The organism is Paenibacillus sp. ICGEB2008 (genome assembly GCF_000307675.1).
In the GTDB taxonomy this organism is placed as follows: domain Bacteria; phylum Bacillota; class Bacilli; order Paenibacillales; family Paenibacillaceae; genus Paenibacillus; species Paenibacillus polymyxa.
The window spans coordinates 290,392-315,122 of record NZ_AMQU01000016.1 but is presented as its reverse complement, the minus strand read 5'-3'; the positions used below and the strand labels follow the sequence as shown (position 1 = coordinate 315,122).

Annotated in this window: 24 protein-coding genes; 6 read left to right on the top strand and 18 right to left on the bottom strand. The window is 46.8% G+C overall.

What is annotated here, in order from left to right; all coding sequences use genetic code 11:
- Positions 1–21: 21 nt before the first annotated feature.
- The 3 genes from C400_RS0116365 to C400_RS0116355 form a co-directional block, all read right to left on the bottom strand.
- Complete coding sequence (locus C400_RS0116365; RefSeq protein ID WP_026065464.1) at positions 22–1,257, bottom strand: putative amidoligase domain-containing protein; 1,236 nt, start codon at positions 1,255–1,257, stop codon at positions 22–24.
- A 125-nt stretch (positions 1,258–1,382) separates the two neighbouring features.
- The gene (locus C400_RS0116360; protein ID WP_013371552.1) at positions 1,383–1,940 is read right to left on the bottom strand and encodes an outer spore coat protein CotE; all 558 of its coding nucleotides are present in this window, start codon (positions 1,938–1,940) and stop codon (positions 1,383–1,385) included.
- A gap of 126 nt (positions 1,941–2,066) precedes the next feature.
- Positions 2,067–2,963, bottom strand: a complete 897-nt coding sequence (locus tag C400_RS0116355) for a LysR family transcriptional regulator (RefSeq protein WP_025365075.1) — start codon at positions 2,961–2,963, stop codon at positions 2,067–2,069.
- Positions 2,964–3,078: 115 nt separating this feature from the next.
- Between C400_RS0116355 and C400_RS0116350 the strand changes: the two genes are divergently transcribed.
- Positions 3,079–4,395 carry an amino acid permease gene (locus C400_RS0116350; RefSeq protein ID WP_017427608.1) on the top strand — a complete coding sequence of 439 codons (1,317 nt, stop codon included), beginning with the start codon at positions 3,079–3,081 and terminating at the stop codon, positions 4,393–4,395.
- A gap of 21 nt (positions 4,396–4,416) precedes the next feature.
- On the opposite strand, the gene C400_RS0116345 is transcribed toward C400_RS0116350, so the two are convergent.
- The 5 genes from C400_RS0116345 to C400_RS0116325 form a co-directional block, all read right to left on the bottom strand.
- Complete coding sequence (locus tag C400_RS0116345) at positions 4,417–5,373, bottom strand: aromatic acid exporter family protein (RefSeq protein ID WP_013371555.1); 957 nt, start codon at positions 5,371–5,373, stop codon at positions 4,417–4,419.
- Between the two features lie 117 nt (positions 5,374–5,490).
- Positions 5,491–6,324, bottom strand: a complete 834-nt coding sequence (locus tag C400_RS0116340; protein ID WP_016822103.1) for an ABC transporter permease — start codon at positions 6,322–6,324, stop codon at positions 5,491–5,493.
- Between the two features lie 8 nt (positions 6,325–6,332).
- The gene (locus C400_RS0116335; protein ID WP_016822104.1) at positions 6,333–7,145 is read right to left on the bottom strand and encodes an ABC transporter ATP-binding protein; all 813 of its coding nucleotides are present in this window, start codon (positions 7,143–7,145) and stop codon (positions 6,333–6,335) included.
- A complete protein-coding gene (locus C400_RS0116330) occupies positions 7,142–8,230 on the bottom strand; it encodes an ABC transporter substrate-binding protein (protein WP_017427607.1) in 1,089 nt (362 codons plus the stop codon). Before C400_RS0116330 ends, C400_RS0116335 begins: the two co-directional genes overlap by 4 nt.
- A 143-nt stretch (positions 8,231–8,373) precedes the next feature.
- Complete coding sequence (locus C400_RS0116325; protein WP_017427606.1) at positions 8,374–9,891, bottom strand: carboxypeptidase M32; 1,518 nt, start codon at positions 9,889–9,891, stop codon at positions 8,374–8,376.
- Positions 9,892–10,064: 173 nt separating this feature from the next.
- Between C400_RS0116325 and C400_RS0116320 the strand changes: the two genes are divergently transcribed.
- From C400_RS0116320 to C400_RS0116305, 4 genes are all read left to right on the top strand, one after another.
- Positions 10,065–10,628 carry a beta-class carbonic anhydrase gene (locus C400_RS0116320; protein WP_016822107.1) on the top strand — a complete coding sequence of 188 codons (564 nt, stop codon included), beginning with the start codon at positions 10,065–10,067 and terminating at the stop codon, positions 10,626–10,628.
- A gap of 242 nt (positions 10,629–10,870) precedes the next feature.
- Positions 10,871–11,437 carry a PadR family transcriptional regulator gene (locus C400_RS0116315; RefSeq protein WP_016822108.1) on the top strand — a complete coding sequence of 189 codons (567 nt, stop codon included), beginning with the start codon at positions 10,871–10,873 and terminating at the stop codon, positions 11,435–11,437.
- A 160-nt stretch (positions 11,438–11,597) separates the two neighbouring features.
- Positions 11,598–12,053: a hypothetical protein gene (locus C400_RS0116310; protein ID WP_016822109.1), complete on the top strand. Its 456-nt coding sequence runs from the start codon at positions 11,598–11,600 to the stop codon at positions 12,051–12,053.
- Positions 12,054–12,056: 3 nt separating this feature from the next.
- Positions 12,057–12,335 carry a YxcD family protein gene (locus C400_RS0116305; protein ID WP_017427605.1) on the top strand — a complete coding sequence of 93 codons (279 nt, stop codon included), beginning with the start codon at positions 12,057–12,059 and terminating at the stop codon, positions 12,333–12,335.
- A 95-nt stretch (positions 12,336–12,430) separates the two neighbouring features.
- On the opposite strand, the gene C400_RS0116300 is transcribed toward C400_RS0116305, so the two are convergent.
- From C400_RS0116300 to C400_RS0116255, 10 genes are all read right to left on the bottom strand, one after another.
- Positions 12,431–13,300 carry an STM4011 family radical SAM protein gene (locus C400_RS0116300; protein WP_017427604.1) on the bottom strand — a complete coding sequence of 290 codons (870 nt, stop codon included), beginning with the start codon at positions 13,298–13,300 and terminating at the stop codon, positions 12,431–12,433.
- Positions 13,297–14,724 (bottom strand): STM4012 family radical SAM protein, encoded by a 1,428-nt coding sequence (locus C400_RS0116295; RefSeq protein ID WP_016822112.1) that lies wholly within the window; start codon positions 14,722–14,724, stop codon positions 13,297–13,299. Before C400_RS0116295 ends, C400_RS0116300 begins: the two co-directional genes overlap by 4 nt.
- A gap of 69 nt (positions 14,725–14,793) precedes the next feature.
- Positions 14,794–15,576, bottom strand: coding sequence for an STM4013/SEN3800 family hydrolase (locus tag C400_RS0116290; protein WP_017427603.1), 783 nt, complete (start codon positions 15,574–15,576; stop codon positions 14,794–14,796).
- On the bottom strand, positions 15,576–16,910 hold the full coding sequence (locus C400_RS0116285; protein ID WP_016822114.1) for an STM4014 family protein: 1,335 nt from the start codon (positions 16,908–16,910) through the stop codon (positions 15,576–15,578). Before C400_RS0116285 ends, C400_RS0116290 begins: the two co-directional genes overlap by 1 nt.
- 67 nt (positions 16,911–16,977) lie before the next feature.
- The gene (locus C400_RS0116280; protein ID WP_017427601.1) at positions 16,978–17,820 is read right to left on the bottom strand and encodes an STM4015 family protein; all 843 of its coding nucleotides are present in this window, start codon (positions 17,818–17,820) and stop codon (positions 16,978–16,980) included.
- A 224-nt stretch (positions 17,821–18,044) separates the two neighbouring features.
- Positions 18,045–19,511, bottom strand: a complete 1,467-nt coding sequence (locus C400_RS0116275; protein ID WP_017427600.1) for an efflux RND transporter periplasmic adaptor subunit — start codon at positions 19,509–19,511, stop codon at positions 18,045–18,047.
- Between the two features lie 71 nt (positions 19,512–19,582).
- The gene (locus C400_RS0116270) at positions 19,583–21,100 is read right to left on the bottom strand and encodes a DHA2 family efflux MFS transporter permease subunit (protein WP_016822117.1); all 1,518 of its coding nucleotides are present in this window, start codon (positions 21,098–21,100) and stop codon (positions 19,583–19,585) included.
- A gap of 15 nt (positions 21,101–21,115) precedes the next feature.
- Positions 21,116–21,769, bottom strand: coding sequence for an HlyD family secretion protein (locus tag C400_RS0116265; RefSeq protein ID WP_013371571.1), 654 nt, complete (start codon positions 21,767–21,769; stop codon positions 21,116–21,118).
- Between the two features lie 358 nt (positions 21,770–22,127).
- On the bottom strand, positions 22,128–22,940 hold the full coding sequence (locus C400_RS0116260; protein WP_017427599.1) for a hypothetical protein: 813 nt from the start codon (positions 22,938–22,940) through the stop codon (positions 22,128–22,130).
- A 20-nt stretch (positions 22,941–22,960) separates the two neighbouring features.
- Positions 22,961–23,419, bottom strand: coding sequence for a flavodoxin (locus tag C400_RS0116255; protein ID WP_016822119.1), 459 nt, complete (start codon positions 23,417–23,419; stop codon positions 22,961–22,963).
- A 446-nt stretch (positions 23,420–23,865) separates the two neighbouring features.
- Here C400_RS0116255 and C400_RS0116250 point away from each other — a divergent pair, with 446 nt between their 5' ends.
- A complete protein-coding gene (locus tag C400_RS0116250; protein WP_017427597.1) occupies positions 23,866–24,729 on the top strand; it encodes a class I SAM-dependent methyltransferase in 864 nt (287 codons plus the stop codon).
- The last annotated feature ends 2 nt before the right edge of the window (positions 24,730–24,731 follow it).

The window sequence follows — 24,731 nt, the reverse complement described above, 5'->3', positions numbered from 1 at the left end:
CTCGGGTGTTGACACCTGATTTTACGAAAGCTTCCAGTACGGGCGCAAATCCCGTGTTTCATCCCATTGTTTTCCTTGGCGAAGGCTATCCAGCAGCGGCGCTATATAAGCTTCATATTGAGAATAGATCTCTAGTGAAACCATATCTAAAATAACCGGCTCCATATACTCTCTAAGTACAACCTGGTTTCCTTCATAAAAAGCTCTGTGAGCCTCTTCTTCTCCCAGCGGCCTACGCTGCAAACGTGAATATTGGGAAGCGATCAGAAACGCCATCCCAATCACACCTTTCGCCAGCTGTGGCGAGATTAGAAAACTAGGCAGTGTACGATATTCAAAGCCTCCGTAAGACTGACAGCGAAAATCGCCCAAATTGCCATAATGCGGTCTGCGCCGAGCCGAGCGCTTATCTTCTAGCAGCGCCAGAGGCAACGCCAAATAGTTATCTAGTGCCCTAAGTAGGGCACCATTTAGCGGAACACCACTGAAATGCAGGTGTCCGCCCAGGGGAAAACCTGGCTGCGGCATTCCGCCCGCCTGCCAGATAAGCGTGCGGTCGTCAATACGTCGAGCTGCTGTTGCAAAAGCTTGGCGCAGATGCCTCAGCAGACGAGCCGGATCTTCGCTCGGGGCAGGACGAAGCTCAGCGACCGGATACAGCGTTCGCCCTCGGCGGGTAACGGCATCGCAGCCAGCTATGCCTAGTCGACCCAAAAATCTAGAAGCCGGAACAACCCTCCCCTCTGGCATACGAACCAGCACAAATTCGGGGTCCATTCCGATTAATAGTCGCGCGCTCCCCCGTTTCGCTGAAAGTTCCTCTCCCGGAGCATCCTCTTCACGAGCAGCAACTTCGTATAGCGTGGCCAAACGTCTATCGTTCAGCCAGGGCTGTGCCAAGACTTGGCGAACCTGACAATTGCGCTCTCCCAGCGGCGTCAGCACTACCTCACCACTGTCCAAACCGAGTGTATACAACGCACGTACAGCCAGCCGCTCCATCCGGACATAGAGCGGGGATTGAGAATCTAGTTCAGACAAATCATATGTGCTAACTTTGGTAGAACCTTCGAGGGCACGTCTACGGATTTCCAGTCCCCGCAGTTGATGGATTTGCACCGCGTAGCCGATCGCAAAATCTGCTGTACTCTCATCCAGCCAACGAACCGATATACCTGAACGCTCCAGTCTGCGCATTTTTTCATCATCCGTCATCTCTCTGAAGCGTTTGAGCGCCTGTCCCGGTTGCCGCATCATACTCCCCCTTACCGTTCTACGTACGGAATTTAACGATCCAAAACGACAAAAAAGGAGGGCCTTTGCCCCCTGCGCAATATCAGCCGGCGCAAAGAGTAAAGTGGCCCTCTTTTTTGTCACTCCTGTCAGAGCTCGTCGTCAATGAGGTCGGGGTCGAGCTCCTCATAGTCCCCCTCTTCCGCTCCAAAATCAAAGTCCTTGTCAAAATCGTCACTGCTGCCATACGGGAATACTTCTACAACAATCTTCGTTTCCGCCACCAGCTCCACCGCAAATTCCCGCTCGACCCGGATCATTACGCTGCCACCTCCAGAAGACACACTGGCCTCAACGCAACTTGGCTCCTGTGTAGCTTCGGCGGATACTTCCACTGTAGACGCCCGGTGCTTCGGATCAAGATACGAGAGCGGCACATTTTCTACGTACGACACCGTTTCCTTTGCCACATCGGTCTGCGAGTTTTTATCGTATGAATACCAAATATTGATATCATACGTCCCGATGACCTCAATGCCGTCTCCAGCCGCCACAGCTTCATACTGGTGGTTGATAATCCATGCTCCCAAAATACTGGTCGGATTATTCGGCGGAGTTACGGTATGGGTTACGGTAGAGAATCTGCGACCTTTACCACAGATCGCTTTGGTAATAATCTCTCTACGATTTTTATGACTTAATGCCATTCTTGAACCTCCTCCATACAATCAATCATTCCATACATATGTATGCAGGTTGTGGGCGAATGTTGAGTGAATAGGCGAAAAGGAAAAAATATTATTTGTATAAGCATATGCCGCCATGGCTTGAACTCATGCACGCCAATGTGTTACATGCTGCTCAACGATCTGTAAAAATTCGCTGAGAGCTGGCGATTTCCACTTTTTCGTATGATAAGCGACCTGAGTAGCCACCTGCTGTTCACTGTCATCCCAGGCTAGACGTGCCATTTTCCCTTCTCGCAACTCATTTTGTACCGTAACTAGCGGAAGCAGCGCAATACCCAGTCCAGCCATGACGCATTGCTTGATGGCTTCAATGCTCCAAAATTCCAGACTAGGGTCTGCAAAAATACCGTGTTTGTTTAAATACTGCTCAAAAAGGATTCGGTACGTACATCCAGCCTCCGTATGCAAAATGGTTTCGTCCTTCAAGTCGGCAGGCTCTACCTGTGTACAGGCAACCAGTGAATGCTTCAGAGGCGCAACCAGCGCCATCGGCTCATGAATAAGCGTGGTGATATTCAGTTCTCTATCCTCTGTCTCAGGTTGAAGCAAAAAAGCCAAATCCAGTTCACCGGAACGGATCAAATCACGTAATTCCCAGCATTCGCCGGGCTTAAGTACAATTTTGACCTTTGGGTACCGCTCTCTGTACTCACGGATCAAACTCGGCAAACGAAAAGCAGCCAGAGACTCTGGTGCTCCTATTTTTAGCGTCCCTGTTAATTCTGTTTCTGAACGAAGCGCATCCTTAGCCATAGCATGCATCTTGGAAATTTCCTGCGCATAGGGCAGCAGGCGTCGCCCGGCATCGGTCAGCATGATTTTCTTGCCAATGCGATCAAACAGCGGCGTACCCAATTCCGTCTCCAGTGTTTGAATTTGAGCAGTAATACTTGACTGCGCATAATCCAGTATACGCGCTGCTCGCGTAAAACTGCCTGCCTCCACCACATTTAAAAAAGTAAACAAATGCCGCGATTCCATAATCCGCTCCTTCAATCGATTTTTCCGATGCAAGCAATCGTAATATTCCGTTTTTCCGATAGATTGATTATCTGATAAGCTGGAGAAAATAACAAGAGAAAGAAGGCTTTTCTGCATGACGAATGAAAATAAACTTCAATCCACTATTGGTCTTCCACAGGCCATTGCGCTCTATATCGGAGCTGTGCTGGGTTCGGGGGTATTGATTGTGCCTGGCCTTGCCGCCCAAATGGCGGGCCCAGCATCGTTGCTGGCATGGGGATTCATGACCCTGCTTATTCTCCCAATGGCGCTTTCCATGGGGCTTCTATCTGCGAAATTTCCAAATGCCGGAGGGGTATCGCATTTTGTGACGTTGGCCTTTTCCCCACGTGCCGGTGCTTATATCGGGTGGTTTTTTCTCATGTCGGTTCCAATTGGGGCGCCTGTTGCCGCACTTACCGGAGCCGGCTATATGACCACAGCTATGGGCTGGGGAGAGGAAAGTCGCATACTGTTGGCCGCTGCTATGCTGGCGGTGGGCCTGATCATCAACTGGATCGGTATGAAGGTTGCCGGACGCATTCAGATTGCCGTCGTTATAGCCATCGTTGCCGTCCTGATATTCGCTATTGCCGCAGCACTCCCTCAGATGAAAACTGTTCACTTTACGCCGTTTGTTCCACATGGCTGGCTTTCTGTCGGCCAAGCAGCTGCGATTCTGTTCTGGTGCTTTATCGGCTGGGAGGCCGTGTCTCATATGTCAGAGGAATTTACCAATCCCGAGCGGTCTGCCGTTAGAGGTGTGATCATTGCAGCTGTCATTGTCGGTTTGCTTTATTTCCTTACTGCGCTTGCTACAGTGGGCACACAAAGTTACCTTGCAGGGGGTTCAGATGCTTCGCTCGTATGGGTGATTAGTCGGGCTATCGGTCCATGGGGTGCGATCATTGCGGGCTTGACGGGTATCTTTATTTGCACCGCTACTATTATTGCTTACGTGGGTGCCGCTTCACGAGTCGCTTATGCTTTATCCCGACAAGGACAGGCCTTTCGCTGGATGGGGATGTTATCCCAACGTTTCCATACACCCATCGGGGGCATTGCTTTTCTTAGTGTCTGCTTCGTGATCATTATGGTGTTGTACGGTAGCGGTGCAGTTTCACTCACCAACCTGATCCAATTCCCGAACGCCACCTTCATTCTGACCTATCTAGGAGGTTGTGCAGCAGGGATTAAGCTCCTACGCGGGAGTCGTTGGGGAGTGTCCATTAGTTGGATTTCCTTCATCTCCACGGCAGTTGTCTTTCCTTTTGTTGGGTGGGCTATGCTGTACCCTTGCCTGATCACAGCTGTTTTATGGATTACAGATCGAATTCGGCATAAAAGAACTTTTACTCATCCGACTTCTGCCATCACCGAACAAGAAGAGGCTACTGTCCATCATGGATAGTAGCCGCTCAAGGTCTTTACTCTAATTTTTCACTGGAGTAGGGGCCTTGTCCTTTTTAGCGATTTTCAAATACTGATGAAGCTCATGTGTAAGCTGCAATAATGCCGAACGAATCTCAAATTCCTCCCGAGTTGCGGGAAGCTCCATGGCTTTAAATTCTTCACGAACCTGCTCCAACAGCTTCTCGGTCTGCCCCGTATAATGTCCAGCCAAAACGTCGTTGCTAAGCTGGTCGAACAGCTCGGCCAGAAGCTTGGCCTGCGGCATGTGCTGATACATTTGTGCGATCAACTGCATCATGTTTTGAATCGAATCCAGCTGTTCTTTGCGCATATAAAAATACACATTCCAGCCCTCTTGGGGACGAAGCATTTGATTCTCCAATGAACGCCCCGCCTCAGTGACCCCTTTGGTGATCACGCTGTCCGCTTCAATAACTTCCTTGCCATCCCATATGTATGCCGGACTACGCAGCGTGTTGGCCATATTTCTGAAAATAACAGAAAATGTCCGATCCACCTCCTGCCGGATTTGTTGCATTGTATTATCAGAACGCGGCATATAAGCTAAATTGACAACCATCGCAGAACCCAGTCCAATCACCAGCAGAGCCAGCTGGGTCAGCAGCACCTCCATATCAATCACACCGCCGCTGAATACTCGGAAAACTACGACTGAACCCGTGACAATGCCTTCCTTAAAGCCTACCCGTACAATGACCGGAAACGCCGTTAAAATATATAATGCAAGTACCCAATCATGGAATCCGAATACCACAAACAAAACACAAGCAAAAAGAAGTCCCACGACGGATGCAAAAAATCTAGCCGAAATGGTACGGAGACTTCTCTTGCGTGTGACATCCACCCCCAAAATTGCTAAAAGCCCTGCCGAGGTGGCTCCGTGAATGCCTACTCCCTCTGCAATAAGTACGGCCATTAATGCGGCAATAGCCGTTTTAATCGTACGAAAGCCCATGAAAAAATTCTGTCCTCTCTAGATGAAATCTGTTTTCTCATTTTCATAAATATTAAGTATTTCATTTTCATGGTACTTTATTTTCACGTTTTACACAAATATTCAGAAATTTAATAATTACCGATGAGGGCGACCCGAAAGCAGGCGGTGCTCCACATACACGACTGCCTGATACATCAGTGTAGCTACGACAGCAATGATCAACAAACTGGACATGACCAGCGTGAAATTGAATACCTGAAAACCATAAATAATCAAATAGCCTAAGCCATTTTTAGCCACCAAAAATTCACCCACAATCACGCCAACCCACGCCATGCCGACATTCACTTTTAGCGTAGAGACAATTGCGGGAAAGGATGCGGGCAAAATTACCTTTTGAAACGTATCACGACGTGATCCCCCAAACGTGCGAACCACTTTGATCAAATTCGAATCGACTTCCTGAAAGCTGTTGTACACCACAAGTGTCGTAATGATAACCGTAATGGAGAGGGTCGTCATCAGAATCGCGGTAAAACCTGCCCCAAACATGACGATAAAAATCGGGCCCAGCGCTACCTTGGGCATACTGTTAAACACGACCATATACGGGTCAAGCACCCTCGACAAAAACGGCGACCACCAAATAAGTACCGCCAGCAGTGTACCGAGCAGTGTGCCAAGCAAAAAACCTGCCATTGTTTCTCCAACAGTGACACCTACATGCCCCCATAATTCACCGCTGACCGCATCCTTGCCAATCTGTGTGAGAATTTTGCTAGGGTAGCTAAACAACAGTACATCAATCCACTTCAAACGACCTGCAATTTCCCACAATACAAATAAAAGCAGCAAAATAGCTGTCTGCACACCTGTTACTAACCACTTTTGCAAACGCCTGTTACGCAAATACGTCTGATGCAGTCCTTGAATCCATCGTTGCTCAAGCTGATCAGCTTCGTTCTTCATACGTTAACTCACTCCTTTGCTCCCGAAGCCTCCAGTTCCCCCCATATTTCATGAAAAAGCTCATTAAAGCCCGGCTGCTCGCGTGCATAAAAAGGCTGGGCTTCCCGGATGGAATCCGGAATTTCAAAGGTACGCCGAATATGACCAGGATTTCGCCCCATCACTATAACCCGGTCGCTGACTGCAATCGCCTCGGCCAAATCGTGCGTGACTAAAATCGCCGTTTTCTCTCGCTCCCGCAAGGTTTGCACAACAAGGTCCTCCAGCTGTAGCTTGGTTTGATAATCCAGCGCGGAGAACGGCTCATCCAGCAGCAGCAGTCCCGGATTAGTCGCCAGCGTCCGTACCAGCGCCACACGCTGGCGCATTCCTCCAGACAACTGGGATGGATGCAAATGCTCCTTTCCTCCCAGACCCATGCCTTCCAGCAATAACCGTGTCCGCTCACGCGCAGCTTCATCTACTCTGTTGCTTAGTTCCAGACCTAACAATGCGTTATCCATGATCGTCCGCCACGGGAAGAGATAATCCTGCTGCAACATGTAACCGACCTCAGGGCTCGGGCCACTTACCGGCTGACCTTGCAGCATAACTTGACCTGCCGCTGGACGCAGCAGCCCGGCGATCATAGACAGGATCGTCGTTTTGCCACAGCCGCTTGGACCGACTAAACTGACAAACTCCCCTGTATTTACGGAAAAATCGATATTCTCAACCGCAAGTGAAGCTTCCCGATCTGTTACATACACATGGGTCACTTGCTCCATTCTCACCATCGGGATCGTCACATCCGCAGTGAGACCACTCTGTTCTTCCATCATGGTGAACCTCCAGCATCGACAGCTGTATCCGTAGCTTCAGTTGCGCTCTTTTTCACATCTGTCTCAGTATTCCCGATAGAGTTGGAGGAGATCGCCTGTTTTGCAAAGCTTGAGTTGACCAGCTTATCTAGTGCAACAGGGCTTTTCAGCTCACCTGCCGAGGCCATGACATCCTGTAAATTCTTCCATTCCTTTTCCTCAATCATCGGGTTCATAGCATAGGTACTCTGTTCCTTGTAGCGCTTGATACTACTCGTCAAAACAGCTAATTCTGTATCTTTAAAATAAGGCGTAATTGCTTCGGCGATCTGTTCAGGTGAATGCGCAGCAATCCACTGTTGTGCCCGATATATGGCATTTGTAAATTTCTGAGCGGCCTCGCTATTGGTGCTTAGATAGCTTTGCTTCGCCATATATACCGTATATGGCAACTCGCCACTCTCTACGCCGATGGAGGCAACCACCCTCCCCCGACCTTCCTTTTCAAAAATAGATGCCTGTGGCTCAAACAGCTGTACGTAATCCCCTGTACCTGAGCCAAAAGCAGAGGCGACATTGGCAAAATCAATATTTTGAATCAGCTTCAGATCCTTATGAGGATCAATGCCGTGTTTGCGAAGCGTAAATTCAAGTGACATTTGTGGCATTCCGCCCTTGCGTTGTCCCAAAAAATTTTGTTGTTTCAGCTTTTCCCAGTCAAAGCTATCCTGCGTCTGCCGTGCAAACAAAAAGGTTCCGTCCTTCTGTGTCAGCTGGGCGAAATTAATGATAGGGTCCTCTGCTCCTTGCTGATACACATAAATAGATGTTTCTGCGCCGATCAGCGCGATATCTGCCTGATTGGACAACAACGCCGTCATCGCCTTGTCTCCCCCAGGGATCGTAGCCAGCTGAACATCCAGTCCCTCCTGAGCAAACATCCCCTGGCTCAAGGCTACATACTGCGGCGCATAAAAGACCGTACGGGCTACCTCGCCAAGTCTGATCTCAATCGTTTGTTCCCCTTTGGGGGCACACCCACTGAGCAACAGTAATCCGAGTAGTGCCGCAGCCACCACTGCTTTGAAACGAGTGCCGTTTTTCATCCTTGTTCCCTCCCCACCTTTTTGCATCGTTGACTTCATATATTGTTATGCGGCTGTCGATATAATGGTTAATCGCACACAAAAACCCCGCATTTGCCTAAGAACGCGGGGTTTTTGTGTGTGATTATATAACAACTTCTAAATCACAGCTTGTATATGGATGTATATTTCTCTTCCAGATAGTCGGCGAGATAATCGGGATTCAGATCCTCACCTGTAATGGCTACAATCAACTCAGACGGCGTCCGACTCTTGCCGTAACGGTAAATCCGTTCAGTCAGCCATTGCTTAATCGGCTCCAGCTCACCAGCAGCAATCAGCTCATCCAGGTTCGGCAGCTCTTTGCGCAGAGTCGCCAAAATTTGCGCTGCATACATATTGCCAAGCGAGTACGAAGCAAAATAGCCAAAGTCACCACCGGACCAGTGAACGTCTTGAAGTACGCCCAGCCCATCGCTCGGGGGAAGAAGTCCCAGGTATTCTTTATATTTTGCATTCCATACCTCAGGGAGACGCTTTACATCCAGCTTTTCATTAAACAGCATTTTCTCAATTTCATAGCGGACAATAATATGTAAATTATATGTCAGCTCATCTGCTTCAATACGAATCAATGAATTTTCCACGCGGTTGACTGCCCGGTAAAATTGCTCAGCCGTGACCTTCGCCAAACGATCAGGAAAATGCTTTTGCAGATCATCGTAATACCGATCCCAGAAAGCACGACTGCGTCCGATTTTATTTTCCCACAAGCGGGACTGGGATTCATGTATCCCCATAGAGGTTCCTCCGGACAGTAGTGATCCTGCTAACTCAGGAGCAATATTTTGTTCGTACAGTGCATGGCCTCCTTCATGCAGCGAGCTAAAAATAGCACTGGTTACATCATCTTGCAAATAATGTGTTGTTATACGCACATCACCTGGATTTAACCCTGTCGCAAAGGGATGCACACTCTCATCCAAACGACCTGCGTCAAAGTCATAACCCATCTGACCTAAAATGAACAGACTGAACTTTTCCTGCTGCTTTACATCAAATACACCGTCTAAAAAGCTTTTATCCGGCTGATTGGGTGAAGCCTGAATTTTAGACAATAGGGGTACAAGGCGCTTTTTGAGACGATCAAAGACCGCATCCAGCTTTTCAACCGTCATCCCTGGCTCATATTGATCCAAAAGTGTGTCGTACTCTGTATCCTTAACCCCCCAGTAACCGATAAACTCGCGCTTCATGTCTACGATTTTAGACAAGTACGGTTCGAATCCGGCAAAGTCGCTATGTTCCTTTGCTTCCTCCCACTTGCTTTCCGCCTGAGCCGCTAAAATGCTATACTCCCGGTAGCGGTCTGCCGGAACCGAACGATTTAGGTCATAATTTTTGCGACATTCCTCTACCAGTCTGCGATCATTGTCTTCCAGTTGCTCCAGCTTGTCTTTTGCGGCAAAAAATTGCAGCAACTGCCCCATTTCATCCGAGATCATCAGCTTGAACATTTCCGTGGACAGCATGCCCAACGTCTCCGACCGGATGTCAACGCCCTTACGTGGAGCGCCTGTCCGTAAATCCCAGTGCAGCAAGCCGACTGCTTCGCCGTAACCACTGATTTTGTGTGCAATTTCCTTTAAAGCCGTCCATTGATCCAACGTTTGTTGCTCCATAATTAGAGACACCTCTTTAACTTAAAATGGTTAAAATTTTTAGATACCTATACTTGATGATAATTATATTAAAAAGTATAATCAACACACAACATGTACGACCAGCTCCTAATACCTGGATCAAACGTTGGGCGGTACATATTAAACTTTATTAGAATCTGGAGGGAACAATCGTGGATCACATCCAAGAAATTTTAGAGTACAATCGTGTTTTCGTAGAAAACAAAGAATACGAGGCCTATAGAACAGGCAAGTTCCCTAATAAAAAAATGGTTATCATAACCTGTATGGATACGCGGCTAACGGAGTTGCTCCCCAAAGCCATGAACCTGCGTAACGGTGATGTCAAAATCATCAAAAATGCGGGTGCAATTATTTCACAGCCTTTTGGAAGCGTAATGCGCAGTGTGCTAGTCGCTCTATACGAGCTGGGAGCAGACGAAGTGCTCGTTGTAGGTCATTATGAATGCGGTATGGCTGCATTAAACGCTGATCACATGGTTAATGAAATGCTTGATCGCGGAATTTCGCAGGAAGTGCTGAGTACATTGGAGAATTCAGGTATTAAGCTGAATAAATGGTTAAAAGGTTTTGACAACATTGAAGAAGGGGTACAGACTACAGTGAAGCTTATTAAAAACCATCCCCTTCTCCCTCCGAATACGCCCGTTCATGGCATGGTAATACATCCAGATACAGGAGCGTTAACACTTGTTGTTGATGGAAATAACCAGTAAACACTATATCTAGTTACCGGGGTAGTTCAGGCGCGTACATACGTGCTTAAACTACCCTGTTTCTATGAAAAAAAGCACATATACATACAGAATGCCCCCAGCTAATTTTGGCTAACCTGTGAACGACCAGTGTGAAAGTTGTCAAACCATACAGTTTCAGTGTACACTTTTTATGAAGCCGCAGATGATCTGCCGCAGAGCTGTTACAACCGTCACTAAGATGGATGAAGGAGATAAGATATATGAATTTACTATCGTATGGTCTGTTGGGGCTACTCGCCAGAGAGGAATCCTCCGGCTATGATCTGATGCTGCGTATACAGCCTTTTTGGCAGGCCAAGCACAGTCAGATCTATCCGCTACTGGCCCGTATGGAGAGCAAGGAACTGCTAGCCTCCCGATGGATTCAGCAATCCGACAAGCCTGATAAAAAAATGTATACCATTACCGACAAGGGAATCCATATGCTTCAGCAATGGTCTCAGGAAACGTTAGCTGCTCCGGTTACACGGGACGAATTAAGCCTTCGATTATTCTGTCTCTGGTTGACGGACAAAACGAGCGCCAATCGTATGCTGGAAGAACGTAAACGTTATTTTATTCAGAAAATCCAGCATCTAGAGGATATACTGAACGACATTCCCGCAGAAAATTTACACTTTGGCAGTAAGAATTTCGGTGACTATATTTTAGTGCAAAAAGGGCTTTTAAATGCTAGAGCAGGCCTGGAATGGTGCCAAATGGTGCTGCGCATGCTGCTTGCCGGTGATGTCAGAGCAGACACGAATCCGTTTTTACTTAAACCCTAAAGCTGAACGTTTTTATCAATCCGTGTATGGGATTTATGTACGTTATCGTTTAATTTTTTAAAATTTAAAATTCTTTGAAACCCTTTTCCATGCTATATCGTATTACGGGTAAGCGGTTGTTTGACCTATAACACAAATTACTAAGGGGGATTATATTTACATGAAAAAGACATTCACTTTGAAAAATATGATGATGCTGATGATGGCTTTCACCCTACTCATTGCTATGATCGCACCATCTACAGCTGATGCAAGGCGTGGTGGCGGATTTAAATCCGGACCAAAATCATACCAATCTACACCAAGCAAAGCGAATGACAGCAGCGGCATCAATAAGTCTGATAGTGGAACTAAATCTAGTGCTACTACGGGCAACACAAGCAGAACCGGTGGGTTCCTTGGTGGCGGTGGCGGGTTCCTCAAAGGTATGATGCTGGGCGGCTTGGCTGGTATGCTCTTTGGCGGATTGTTCGGCAACATGGGTGCATTGGGTAGCTTGCTTGGTCTGGTCGTTAACGTTCTAGCTATTTATGTTCTGATTATGGTTGGTGTAGGTATCTACCGAGCTATCAAAAATCGCCGTAGACCAGATGATTCTCGTGGAGGACGTTACTAAGTTATGATTTTAAGCATGGATGAGATTGTCAATGCCATTTGCCTGCATATGGCTGAACGCAAGGGCGTACAACCAACCGATGTGGTTGTGGAGCTAAGCTGGGATGAAGATACAGGCTATACAGCCGAAGTTCATGTCCAGGGACGCAGTCAATATCTAGTGGAAGCTAATATGATAGAAGCGATTCTGAGATATCTTCATTCCGAATACAATATTCGTGCCTATCGCGAGCAGGTCAGATTGGATCTGGATGAAGAAATTACTGCTATTGTCCAAACTTAATTAAATTGCATAGGACAATCGTACAAACTTATTTCCAAACAGAAGAACCGCTCTTTGCCTGATGGCAAGGGCGGTTCTTTTTTTCTCTTTTTTGTCTAATGGATCATCATGGTTGTATGCGGCACCCTTTCGAGCAAGCCGCTACCGTACATTTCCCGAAATGGCTGCTCTTCCATATGGATATAACCGATATAGCAGCCGCATTCTTTCATCCGGCACGGACGCTGGGCGCTCAGCCCCTCCAGACCGTCTCTGTACAGGTGTCCAATCACACGGCGATCCTGATAGCAGTGTTTTACTCGTCCGTCACCTTGGACGTAAAATACATCTTCTCCCGCGCGACATGCTCGCCCTTGGCTGCTATAATCCTTTAAATTCCATTGAAAATAGGGATCTATTCCAGTTAATTCGGCAACCTCGGCATCCGTATAATAATGGGGTCGGTCCTTGTAGGCGTTGACCCACATATACACTTCTTTTGGAAGTTGCGCCCGCAAAGAACGAATAGCCGGGAACGCCTGTCTCAATCCAACTGTACCGACACTATAGGAAATGCCAAGTTCATATAGCTTCATAGCCTGCGATATAAAAGCTTGCTCTTTGGTTTCTCCAGGATGATATGTAGCCCACAGCGCAGCCGTCTCTGGATTTAGTTCTTTTGACCAATCCAGTTTAGCCGAAAGGTTCGTCTGTACGGCCACTTTTTCCACATGCGCCATATGGGAGAACTCAATCATGGTCTTACGATACCAGGAATGAATCAAGGCTTCTCCATATGGATTAAAAAAAATGGAGAGCTGGTGCCCCAAAGCGCCCTGCTCTCGTACCCAATCAGCAAAACGTTCCAACTGCGCCCGATCCTTGTTCAACGTTTCCCGACTATCGACGTTTTTACTGAATGGGCAGTAAGGGCAAGCATAGTTGCATGAGGTCAACGAACCACGATAATATAAGGTCGCTCTCATGCACCTACATATCCTTCCATACGCTCACGTACTGATGTGGAAATCATCCAGTCCCCAATCGCATCGGAATAGGCCATTCCTTCCTCCGTAAGTCGAAGCGTGCCCTCCTCGACCACAGCCATACCCGATTCTAGCAGCAGTGACATTCCTGTAAAATCGTCTTCCAGGGATACACCGAAGCGCTCTGCATAGGCGCATAGTTCCAATCCTTCCCGATGAAGAAGTGCCTTCAGGATAAAGCGCCGCTTACGCTCATCCGCATTTAAAATAAAGCCGTAGTCAGCCAGATCATGACGCTCCGCCGCCACATAATCCGCGATAATACTACGTGTGGCTGCTGTACTGACACCATACCGGCTGGCATAGTGTACATCGCGTGTATAAGAGCGTGCTCCGCACCCCAATCCAGCCATGCCCTCCTCCTGGCAACTGTAGGGCAAAAGCTCTTTGCTGGATGTACCCTCATTTTTAGCAAAACGGCGCATGGAATATTGTACATATCCTGCCTGTTTGAGCCGTTCACGCGCTACTTCATACAAGCTAAGGCGAATATCGTGATCCAGCCCGGTATAGCCGGGCTTTAAAATCGTATTTTCACGAATATATAACGGGTAAAGAAAGATCTCTCCTGGCGAATAAGACAGAGCTTCCTCCAGAGAATACAGCCAGGTTTCCACCGTTTGACCAGGCAGACCATAGATCAGATCCACGTTGAGCAAAGGAAAATTGTATTCTACCAGCCGCTCAAGTGCTTCTCTAACAAGCTTTGGCTTCTGAGGTCGGTATATGGCGGCACTTTCTGATTCCACAAAGCTCTGGATTCCCATGCTGACACGATCTGTACCGCGGCGCTTGAGCACTTCCAGCCTATCCTCAGTTACAGTGTCTGGAGAGGTTTCAACTGAAATAGAAGCTCGCTTGGGGTCCAATCCCATAATATTTTCCGCAATGTCAAATAAACGCCCCACCAAAGGAGCCTCCAATAAGGTCGGTGTACCACCGCCAATCGCAAAACGCGAAAAAGGCCGACCCCCCATAATTGGAGCCCATTGCCGAGCTTGTCTTTCTAGCGCATCCACATACTCCTTATGCACATCCTGACGCTTGTCTGGCAAAGTGAACAGGTTACAAAATCCACAGCGAGCTGCGCAAAACGGTATATGCATATACAAAAAATAGCTTTCCAACTCTTCTTTCTCCCACAATTCCTGCAATGGGAGCGGTGTATCGAACGAACGATAGGCCGTTTTATGCGGGTAAGAATACAGATAGGAGCGATAGGGAGCTTCTCGGATCGTACGTGCCCATTCTACAGGAGTATCCGGCCACTGAAATCTAGACGTTACTAAATTAGTGTCCATTCCCGGAGAAGTCTGGGTTGCTGGGCCCATTGGATGCAGGTGATTCAGATTCATGGCTTTCATTTCTGCTCCTTCCTCGCGCTGGATTGGATTGTTGATCATTTACCAGTGCAAACTACGTTTCTTTTTGTCCTACAGTATAAATTCGCGGTAAGGCACATTCCACACTACCTCATGCGCCAGGCGATGCCCTTCGTAGCCGTCTTCCCCATAAGCTGTACCATGATCGGAAAAAGCCATGCAAAACGTCTTGCCACGCTTCCGCAAAGCATCAAACAAGCGTCCAAGTTCACCATCCACATACCGCAAAGCTGCTCGTTGAGACTCTACTGAATCTTTTGAAGAGCCCTTTACAAAATAATGATTAGGCCCATGGATGGCTGATACATTCATAAACAAAAACAAGCGCTGTGCAGGGTCTGCCTTTTCCAACAGCTTCAAGGCATGATTCACCTGATGCTCTGTTGAACGAGGGTTGGTAACGCCAAAGTTCATGCGCCAGTAGCTCTCTTGAAAATATCCGGGCAGTACCTTGGCCAGCTTGTTCTTCTTCGTAAAAAATATAACGCCGCCGATACAGATGGTCCGATAGCCCTCGTTCTCCAGCCCGGACACAATGTCCGGAGCATCGAACAGCCAGGTATGTGGATGCGTACGCAGTCCCGTATCTTTTGTGTGAAACAGCCTGACATGTGAAGCCTTATCCGTATTGGCCGGAGTCGGTAAAAATCCGCCAAAAAAAGCATGGTGTGCAGCATATGTAAAGCTCCCTGGTGTATGGCGCTTTTCCCACGACCCGGAGCCGCATAAATTCGGACAGTTTTCTTCCTCCAGCTTGGCTACATCATAACGCAGGGTATCCAGCGTAATCATGACAATATCATGAGAGCCAACAATTTGATTCATATCAGTCATTATCTGTCTTTCCTTTCCAAAACTACGCTCCTATTAGCAAGGTGCAACATTTCCCATTCATATGGATTCCAACCCTGATGTTCAACCCGGTACAGTAAATCACCGAACGGATTAACATCCAATACGTAGGGACGACCACCGTGAGCCGGAACAAGCACATCCAGTCCAGCAACCATGGACGCCGGAAAGACCCTCATGGCGGCTTTTGCAGTATGCTGAACCGATTCCACCGTACTTTGTGGTAGTTCGGCTTCCTCCAGCAAGAGCCGCTCATTACGCAAATGTAGATTTGTGATGGGGCTGTGGCTCAAACGTAAAACCGCATGACAAGCTTCTGATTCACACACGAGTTGACGCACATCATAAACACGTCCGTTCAAGGTCGCTTTGGGAATCCAGCGTTCCACATGTACCCCTTCCGAACATAGCCAGTTAAGGATGGCATGAATATCCTGCTTGTCTGTATAACGACGCAATCGTCCGGCATTATAATACACACGCTGTCCGTGTATGATCTCTGTTCCAATCGTAGTTACCGCCAGTTCTGCATGCGTTTTGGGATGTACTTGATAAGCCATGACACCAGAAGCGCCTGACCCGCAAAATATTTTCACAAATACGCGGTGAAACCCACTCTCTTTCATAGCTGCATGCAGATCAACAGCATCACGAAAAGCACCGCCTGAAGCTGTAAGCACAGGCGGGACCCTGATGTCTGCCTGGTCTAATACGGCGCTACAACGCCGTTTGTCAAACATGACGGCTACTTCCGCAGGATCGTTCATCCAGCGCGACGAAGGCCAGAGCCGATCTACTTCATGCCGCAGCCAAGCCAGCAGACGGCAATAGCCCCGGAACCATTGTGCCGGGTGCCAAATGCGACCACGCTGTTCCTGCAAACGGCGCGCTTCTGCCGCTAGTATACCTGTGCCATGTGCCCATTCCGGCCATGGCAACAGAGAATCGTCTCCCTCGGCATCCGGGGCGCCCAGAGCAATCAACTCCCGCTCTACCTCAAAGTTTTCGCCCGGTGCATCCAGACGTAGCAGCGGGCCTCTGTCCACCCGACCTTTCAGTAATTGATCAATGCTCTCTTGCAATTGGACACTGCCATTCACGCTATCTTGCGCAGCTTGTGCAGCTATCCTGACCATCAGTTCGTTCAGACTGTGTTTCTCTCGAATGGCCCCCAACACATCTGTATAGGAGACCTCCAGAGCTGACGGAAGCATTAATCTGCTTCGTGCTTCCTGCAGCCCCGTAGTTCGACGATTCCCCGAATTACCGAACAAGATAAACGGCTCGTTGACATTACTATCCCACATCTTCATCATAGAGCCGCCTCACTTTTATTCTTTTTAATTTTAAAGTCAATCCGTTTTAGAAATCCATTGGAGCAAATTACTCTGTCAGTGATGGATAGCGCCAATCATCTTCTTCATCTGCTTCTTGTTGATCTTCTACGTTCACAGATAAACCAGAGTTCTTCCAGCGCCCCATCATTTCACTAGACATATAATGATAGCTCAAATCCAGATGTTTCAGTCCTTTTATACTTTCACTAGCCAGCAACGCTTCTGCACCTTGATCAGACAAAGTACCTTGTGAGAGATCCAGTACTTCCAGTTGTCCAATCACAGGGGCATTAGCAGCAGCAACGGCAATTTCATCCTGTATCTCACTATCTTTGAGTCCCAAGTATGTAAGTTTGGGAAAAGGATTGCTGTCCAAAAACGGTAAAATATCTTCCAGTTTACCGTCAAAACCATAATCCTCGACACCCAAATACAGCTCCAGCTTGCGCAGTTCAGGCAGTTCGGCATTACGGATTTGTCGAAGGACGCTCACAGGTAGACCGCCACAAATAATAACCAATTCTTGAAGATGATTATGGCGAAGGGGTTCCAAGCTCAGATCCTGGCTTCCTTTAATATGTAAGGATTCAAGCTTTGGAAACGCTTCTAACAGCGGGGACAGATTCGTTTGGTTAATCCATGATACCTCACACTCATCATATTCCATATCACCAATAAACAGCTTGCGCACCTTAGGAAATTGATCTTTTAGCTTCACTAACACGGGTATAAAATCATCTGGTGAATTTTCATAGGCTCCGCCCCAATCTCCAATGATCAGATCCGTAACTTGGGCACTCTCCGGCTTGGCTGCCAGTTCCTCAATAGATTTAGCCATCGTTTGGCCATTCTCATAAGCTTCATAATCTACAACCAATTTCACTTCCATCTCACAATTCCTCCGATCGCTTGTCTGAGATCTCGTAAACTATCTATTTCCAATTTAGTCTATCCTATTCTACCAATGTTCGTCAAAAAAAAGTCCCAGATCGACATTAACCCTATGTAAAATGTGCAAATGAAATAAAAACAAGACAGCCCAATTGCGGGCTGCCTTGGAATGTATCCATAATAAATTTCTACTATTATAAAGAACGCAAGTTTAGAACCAAGTTATTGGGTAATTGTAATCGGTGAGTTATCGGACAGCAATGCCAGATTATTCACAATCACATTCTCTTCCTTGCTCAAGCCACTGGTAATGAGTGTTTGTGAGCCTGTCGTTTGAACAGTTTTCACTTCCTTGCGTTTCGCATGGTCGCCGCTTACTACATATACATATTCTTTACCTTGATCCTTTTGAACTGCCGCAGTAGGAACAACAATGCCTTCTTGCGCATTGGCAGCGACAAAGCTGATATCAGCCAACATGCCGGATTTCAGTTTCATGTCTGGATTGGCTACTGAGATTTTTACAGGATAACCTTTTCCGCTTGCATCCAACGGGCTTACATTTTTTACTGTACCTGTTGTTACAATGTTGGAGGCTGCAACACGAACCTGTACCTTGTCACCTGCTTTTACATTGTTGATCTGTTCCGCAGGGACATAAATCAATGTATTGACCGTACTCAGGTTAGCAATGACTAGCGCAGGAGACTGAGCGGATACCATTTCGCCCACTTCTGCATTTTTCGTACCCACAATACCATTGATCGGTGATGTAACAACGGTGTCATCCAATGCATCCTGAGCAATGTTTACATTCAGTTGTGCCTGCTTAAGAGATTGTTGGCTAGACTCGATGCCAGCCGTATTTTGAGATACTTTAAGCTGATTCTGCGCATTGCTGTAGCCGCTGTTAGCATTACTGTAGCTATTTTTTGCTGTATCATAGCTGTTACGGGCTGTAGTTAGAGCCTTTTGAGCAGCTATCAATTGGTCTTTTGCATTAGCCTGCGCATTTTGTGCATTATTATAAGCCGCTTCCGCATTCACAACTGCGGTTTTTGCTTGTTCTAATTGTGCTTGGGTGCTCGCACCAGCATCAAACAGACTTTGTGTACGCGTTACATTCTTTTGTGCATCTGCCAAAGCTTGCTGTGTTTGTTTCACCGTATTGGCTGCCGAGGAAACACCATGTGTCGCTTGTTCTACGGCTGTAGTTGCTTGATTAATAGCCCCCTGAGCCTGATTGATTGCGCTTTGGGATTGAATCACACCGCTCTTGGACTGCACTAAGCCCGAAGTTGCTTGAACCATCGTTGATTCATGGGATGCTTGAGCGGTACTTACGCCAGCTGCTGCGGCTGCTGCGGCGGCGCGAGCTTTTGCAACATTGTTACGCATATCCTTATCGTCAAGTTTGAACAGGACTTGGCCCTTCTTAACCTCAGAACCAATATCCACAGGCAGCTCAACCACTTTACCGCCTACTTTAGGCACAATATTGACGGTTTCCGAAGGTGTTACCGTACCTGTATAAATATTTCCCTGTCCGATAATCCCCTGCTGTGCTTGACTAATTTTAACTGGAACGGCCATGTCCTGAGCCGCTCCGCTATTACTGGAGCAGCCTGCCAGCACTGCGCCGCCGAGGACTAAAGCCGCTAATGTACTTTCTACTCTCAATATTTTCATGATAATTCCCTTTCTTTCTGTCCGTGGAAATAATGTAAGCCATCCAGTCGATATTTTTGTGTTTCTCTTTATTAAGCTTCCGGCTGTGTCTTTGCTTTCTTCCTCTGAATAAACAAAAAGATGAGTGGAATCGTGCAAAACAGCGGTATAGATGAAATGAGGAACGTATCCCCAATTCCTCTCGATGTAGCATCCAGTGTGATTAAACTACTTATGGATGACATCCATGAGCTACCCAATGTTGCTTGTAGCGTATGAGCCGAGTCCTGCGTAATGGACTCCGAAATTTGCTGGGCATGAGCAGCTGAACGGCTTTGCATAATAGCGGTCAGTACCGCAATCGCCATAGATGCAGCCACAGTACGTACCAGATTGGACGCTGTAGACGCATTGGCTACCTTGCTCGGATGAACAGCATTCATGCCGACCGTGGACAATGGCATCATGCAAATACCAATTCCCAGACCTCGTAATGCCATTACGGTTTCCAACCAGGCATGCGAAGTATCTGGCGTAAGCTGATGAAGATGATAGGTCATAAAGCTGGTTAGTGTCAGGCCTACAAGTCCCAAAGGCACAATGCCGAACTTATCAAACAGCTTCCCGGCGATAGGCATCATGGCCGCCATGGCAATGGCCTGTGGAATGAGGATAATACCAGTATCAATCGGTGACACGCGCTGAATATTTTGCAAAAACAACGGTGTAAGGAACGTTCCTCCGTACATCCCCATCATGACCAGACTGGAGGCGATAACACTAATCGTATATTTTGAATTTTTGAATAATGAAATTTCAATTACAGCATTATCCTTGCCGCTTTCTACATAGATGAGAAAGACAAGTGCCCAGAAAGAAATAAACAGCAGAGATACAATCCCAAAAGAAGTCCAGCCATCACGCTGGCCGTTTGTCAGTGCGTACAAGAGTGTTCCTGCACAGGTTGCCGCTAGTAAAAATCCTGGCAGATCAAAGGGTTTCGGCGTTACCTTAGGCGGCTCCTTGATGAGAAGGATGACCATTAAAATGGCAAATAAAGCAACCGGCAGACTGACAATAAACAAGAAGCGCCAGTTAAACCATTCAATTAAGTAGCCACTCAGCGTAGGCCCTACAGCTGGTGCGGCCATTGCGGCGATCCCCCATATACCAAGGGACATCCCGATTTGTTCACGCGGCATGATTTTGTAAATAATCGTCATACTCAGCGGCATAATGACACCGCCGCCCAGACCAGCCAGTACACGCGCTGCAATCAGGGAAGAATCACTCCATGCAAAAATACATATTCCTGTTCCCAGCGAGAACACGCTGAGCGCAAGAATCAAAAACTTTTTGTACCCGATACGCTGCTCCATATATCCGGTAATCGGGACGATTACGCCGGATGCAAGCGTGTAACCTGTAATAACCCACTGAATACGTGTCGTCGTTGACCCTAAATCCGTCGTCAATCGTGGAATGGCGACGTTGATCAGACTGTTGTTCAGAATGGCGACAAAGGCGCCTAAAACGATAGCAAAAAAGGCAAGCCAGCGTTCTTTGGAAGAATCTGTCGAAGGAGCAGCAGCAGTTTCATTGGCAGCCACATGGACCCCTCCTTTTTAAGATGTATGAATTTTTACTTCCACGTTCGTCCCAGGGATAAGCTTCATGTCCTTCGGCTTGTTCACAGCAATTTCTACAGGTACACGTTGAGTCACCTTATTAAAGTTACCACTTGTGTTCACAGCAGGAACGAGCGAAAACACTGCATTGGAAGCTTCGCCCACTTTACGAACCTTACCCTGAATGACCTGATCGCCTGCTGCATCAAGCGTAATGTCAACAAGCTGTCCTGGTTTAATACGGTTAATATCGGTTTCTTCAATATTCGTGGATACATACAGGTTGTTCATATCAACCATAGTCGCTACAGCACTACCCGGTGTTCCAATTTCATGCTCTTTCGAATAAATCTTAATAACAGTTCCGTTAATCGGCGCACGCAGTACAGACTTGCTGATCATGCTTGCATCCAGTCCTGATACATCTTGCTCGGCAATCGGTTCATTGCGTTGCAGTACATCGCCTTCTTCAACATCAATGTGGCTAATCTCACCGGAGATTTGCGGCATTACCTTATACTGATCGGCTTGAATGCGCGCATCGTCACTTTTAACAAAGTGTGTTGCCTGATACCAATAATAGTAGCCAATAGCTCCACCACTCAGAATGAGCAGCACGATGAGAATCGGCAATACAGTTTTCTTACTCACTTGTTCCACCCCTGTTGTCCAAAAAATTTTTATTATTCAACGCTAATATTTTAAAATTGAAATATTAGGCCATTAAACCAAAAGTAGAGCATAAATAAACACATGGCAGCGAGCCATGCACAAGACAGGACTTGTTTATGTACGTAAGACAAGCTGATCCATAGTCCACAAACCGTCTTCATTATATTTAAATATTTTCATATAACTATTGTACATTGAAATATTATAGATATATTTATCTATTCAGGCAATATAAATTTTCAGTTTTTTCAGAATTTTTTTTCACAAAAAAGAACCTTGTTTCCAAGGCTCTTTCATGAAAAGGGATAGTTTACATTTAAAGGTTCACACAATAATCCTAAGAGAAAAGCGTAGATCCAACTGACCGATCCCTACAGTTTTTCGCCTCCCGCTCTTCCTTTTTGTCCTTATTCGCTCTGTTCTGCTGAGAAGCTTGCTGCCCCATACATCCCCTGCAACGACAGCGTTCTGCCATACCATGCATATCCTCTCTGGAGTCTTTTAGTAGTCGTACGTAATCCAAAGATTGCTGTAAAGAAGCCGAACCAGGAAGAAAACGAACCTTCTTCCCTTCTAGCAGACAGTATACTTCGATAAGCTGAGGAAGAGCTCCAAATGCATAATAACAAAATACATTTGTTAAATGATGAAATGTACTAATAACGTTAGGGTTGTAGTCCACCATATACTTTTGAATCAGCAATGAATCCGCTTGTTCTGATTGTTGCCAGGCTGCCTGAATAATCAGCGAAATATCGACCTCCAACTCAGGAACCGCTGTACAAAATTGTTCATACAACATCACAGGCACCAATAAGTCATTATTTAAGGCACATATTTTTGACAACTCGCCTGACACTTTATTTTTGACATCCCAGTAATGGAACAAAGATTCAAAACTGTTCGACTGCTTTGGCCACCACTTCTCCAGCACATACTGAACAGGGACTTCTCGCCGTACCTCTACTTCCATTCCAAAGTATTCGTTCAGCGCATGCCCTATCGCATATTGAACCCTTTGCCGCCAATTCCAACCCTCACGCCCTCGTTTTCTCTGTGATTGATGGATTGACTGCGGAGTTCTCCACATCTCTTCAAGCTGATAGTCGTGCAGAAGAGGAAAGCCGCTTAAGCTATCGCTATTGCGCATACCTATCCCTCACTCTCTTCTCAGGACACTCCAATGCCAGCCTGCGCAAATTGTCTTCCGTAAGCTCGGCAATTCTCCTTCTCATCATCGAGTGGATTGAATTCAATCTTCAAACTCTCCTGAATGACTGATGCGCCGCGTTCTTTGACTTTTTCCTCTACCAAGTCCACTGCGCCACAGAATTGTGTATAAGATGTATCTCCACTGCCAAATACAGCAGTCTTTTTACCAGACAGATCAAGCTCGTCTAGTTCCTCGTAAAAATCTAAAAATTCATCAGGAAGCTCACCATCTCCCCATGTATATACACCCAACAGGAATCCGTCATATGCGAGCAATTCTTGCGCGCTGCAATCATACGAAGCCTTCAACTCTGCCTCATGCCCTGCCTGACGAACACCCTCGGCGATCAATTCCGCGATTTCCTCTGTATTACCGGTCATGCTAGCATAAGCAATCATGATTTTACCCAAGTTCATCCCTCACCTTTATTTGAAATATGGGATGCTTTCACTCCCTATTAATCAAATAATATTTGATAATGATTCTCATTGTCAAATACAAATTTTAAGCATGAAGTGTATTTTGGTAAACCTATACGCAAAAAAGTCGCATTATATGCGACTGTTCACTATTAAATCTATGGATAGTTATGAAAATATTATGTACGTACAACCAAATCTCCTTTTCATAAATAGAATAAAAATCGAATAGTTGTACGTACAAGTGGGATTGATTTCATTTTAATATGGAAGCGCTCTAATTACAAGTGTATTCGAAAAAATATTTTTGCTCCTTCTAACTACTTACTTATTCATTGAATCATTCGATTGTTGCTAAGGTTTGTTGTACAATAGACTCCATGTGGGGATTTGCGCAGCTTGCTGCCTAAATCCCGAATTGACTGCTGAAGGATGGATTGTACATGTATGTAGCACAAGAGTGGAAAGACTATGAAGTAATGGATACAGGCGGTGGTGAAAAGCTGGAACGTTGGGGTAATATTGTCCTGCGTCGTCCCGATCCGCAAATCATATGGCCTTTGACCCAGGAAACAGCCGAATGGTGTAATGTTCATGGGCATTATCACCGCAGCTCTTCCGGGGGCGGCCAATGGGATATGAAAAAGCCTATCCCCGAGCGTTGGACGATTAGCTATGGACCGCTTAAATTCCACATTAAACCGACCAGCTTTAAGCATACTGGTCTTTTCCCAGAGCAAGCCGCCAACTGGAGCTGGATGATGGATAAAATTAAAGGCGCAGGTAGACCTATTTCCGTATTGAACCTGTTTGCATACACAGGAGGAGCCACTACTGCCGCAGCGTATGCCGGAGCCAGTGTAGTTCACGTGGATGCAGCCAAAGGTATGGTGCAGTGGGCAAAGGAAAACGTTCAATTGTCCGGTCTGGCTGACCGTCCGGTACGCTTCATTACAGACGACGTGTTCAAGTTCGTGCAACGAGAACAACGTCGGGGCAACCGTTATGATGCCATTATTATGGACCCTCCTTCTTATGGACGTGGACCTAACGGAGAAACCTGGAAGCTGGAAGAAAGCTTGTATCCGTTTCTCGAATCCTGCATGAGCATCATTTCGGACCAACCCTTGTTTATGCTGATCAACTCCTACACGACAGGTATTTCACCTACTGTATTGCGTAACATGCTGAGCATGACGATGCAACAAAAGTATGGCGGACAAATTAGCGCCGGTGAAATCGGATTGCCGATCACACGCTCTGGATTGAATTTGCCTTGTGGTATTCTCGGACGCTGGGAGGCTTAATT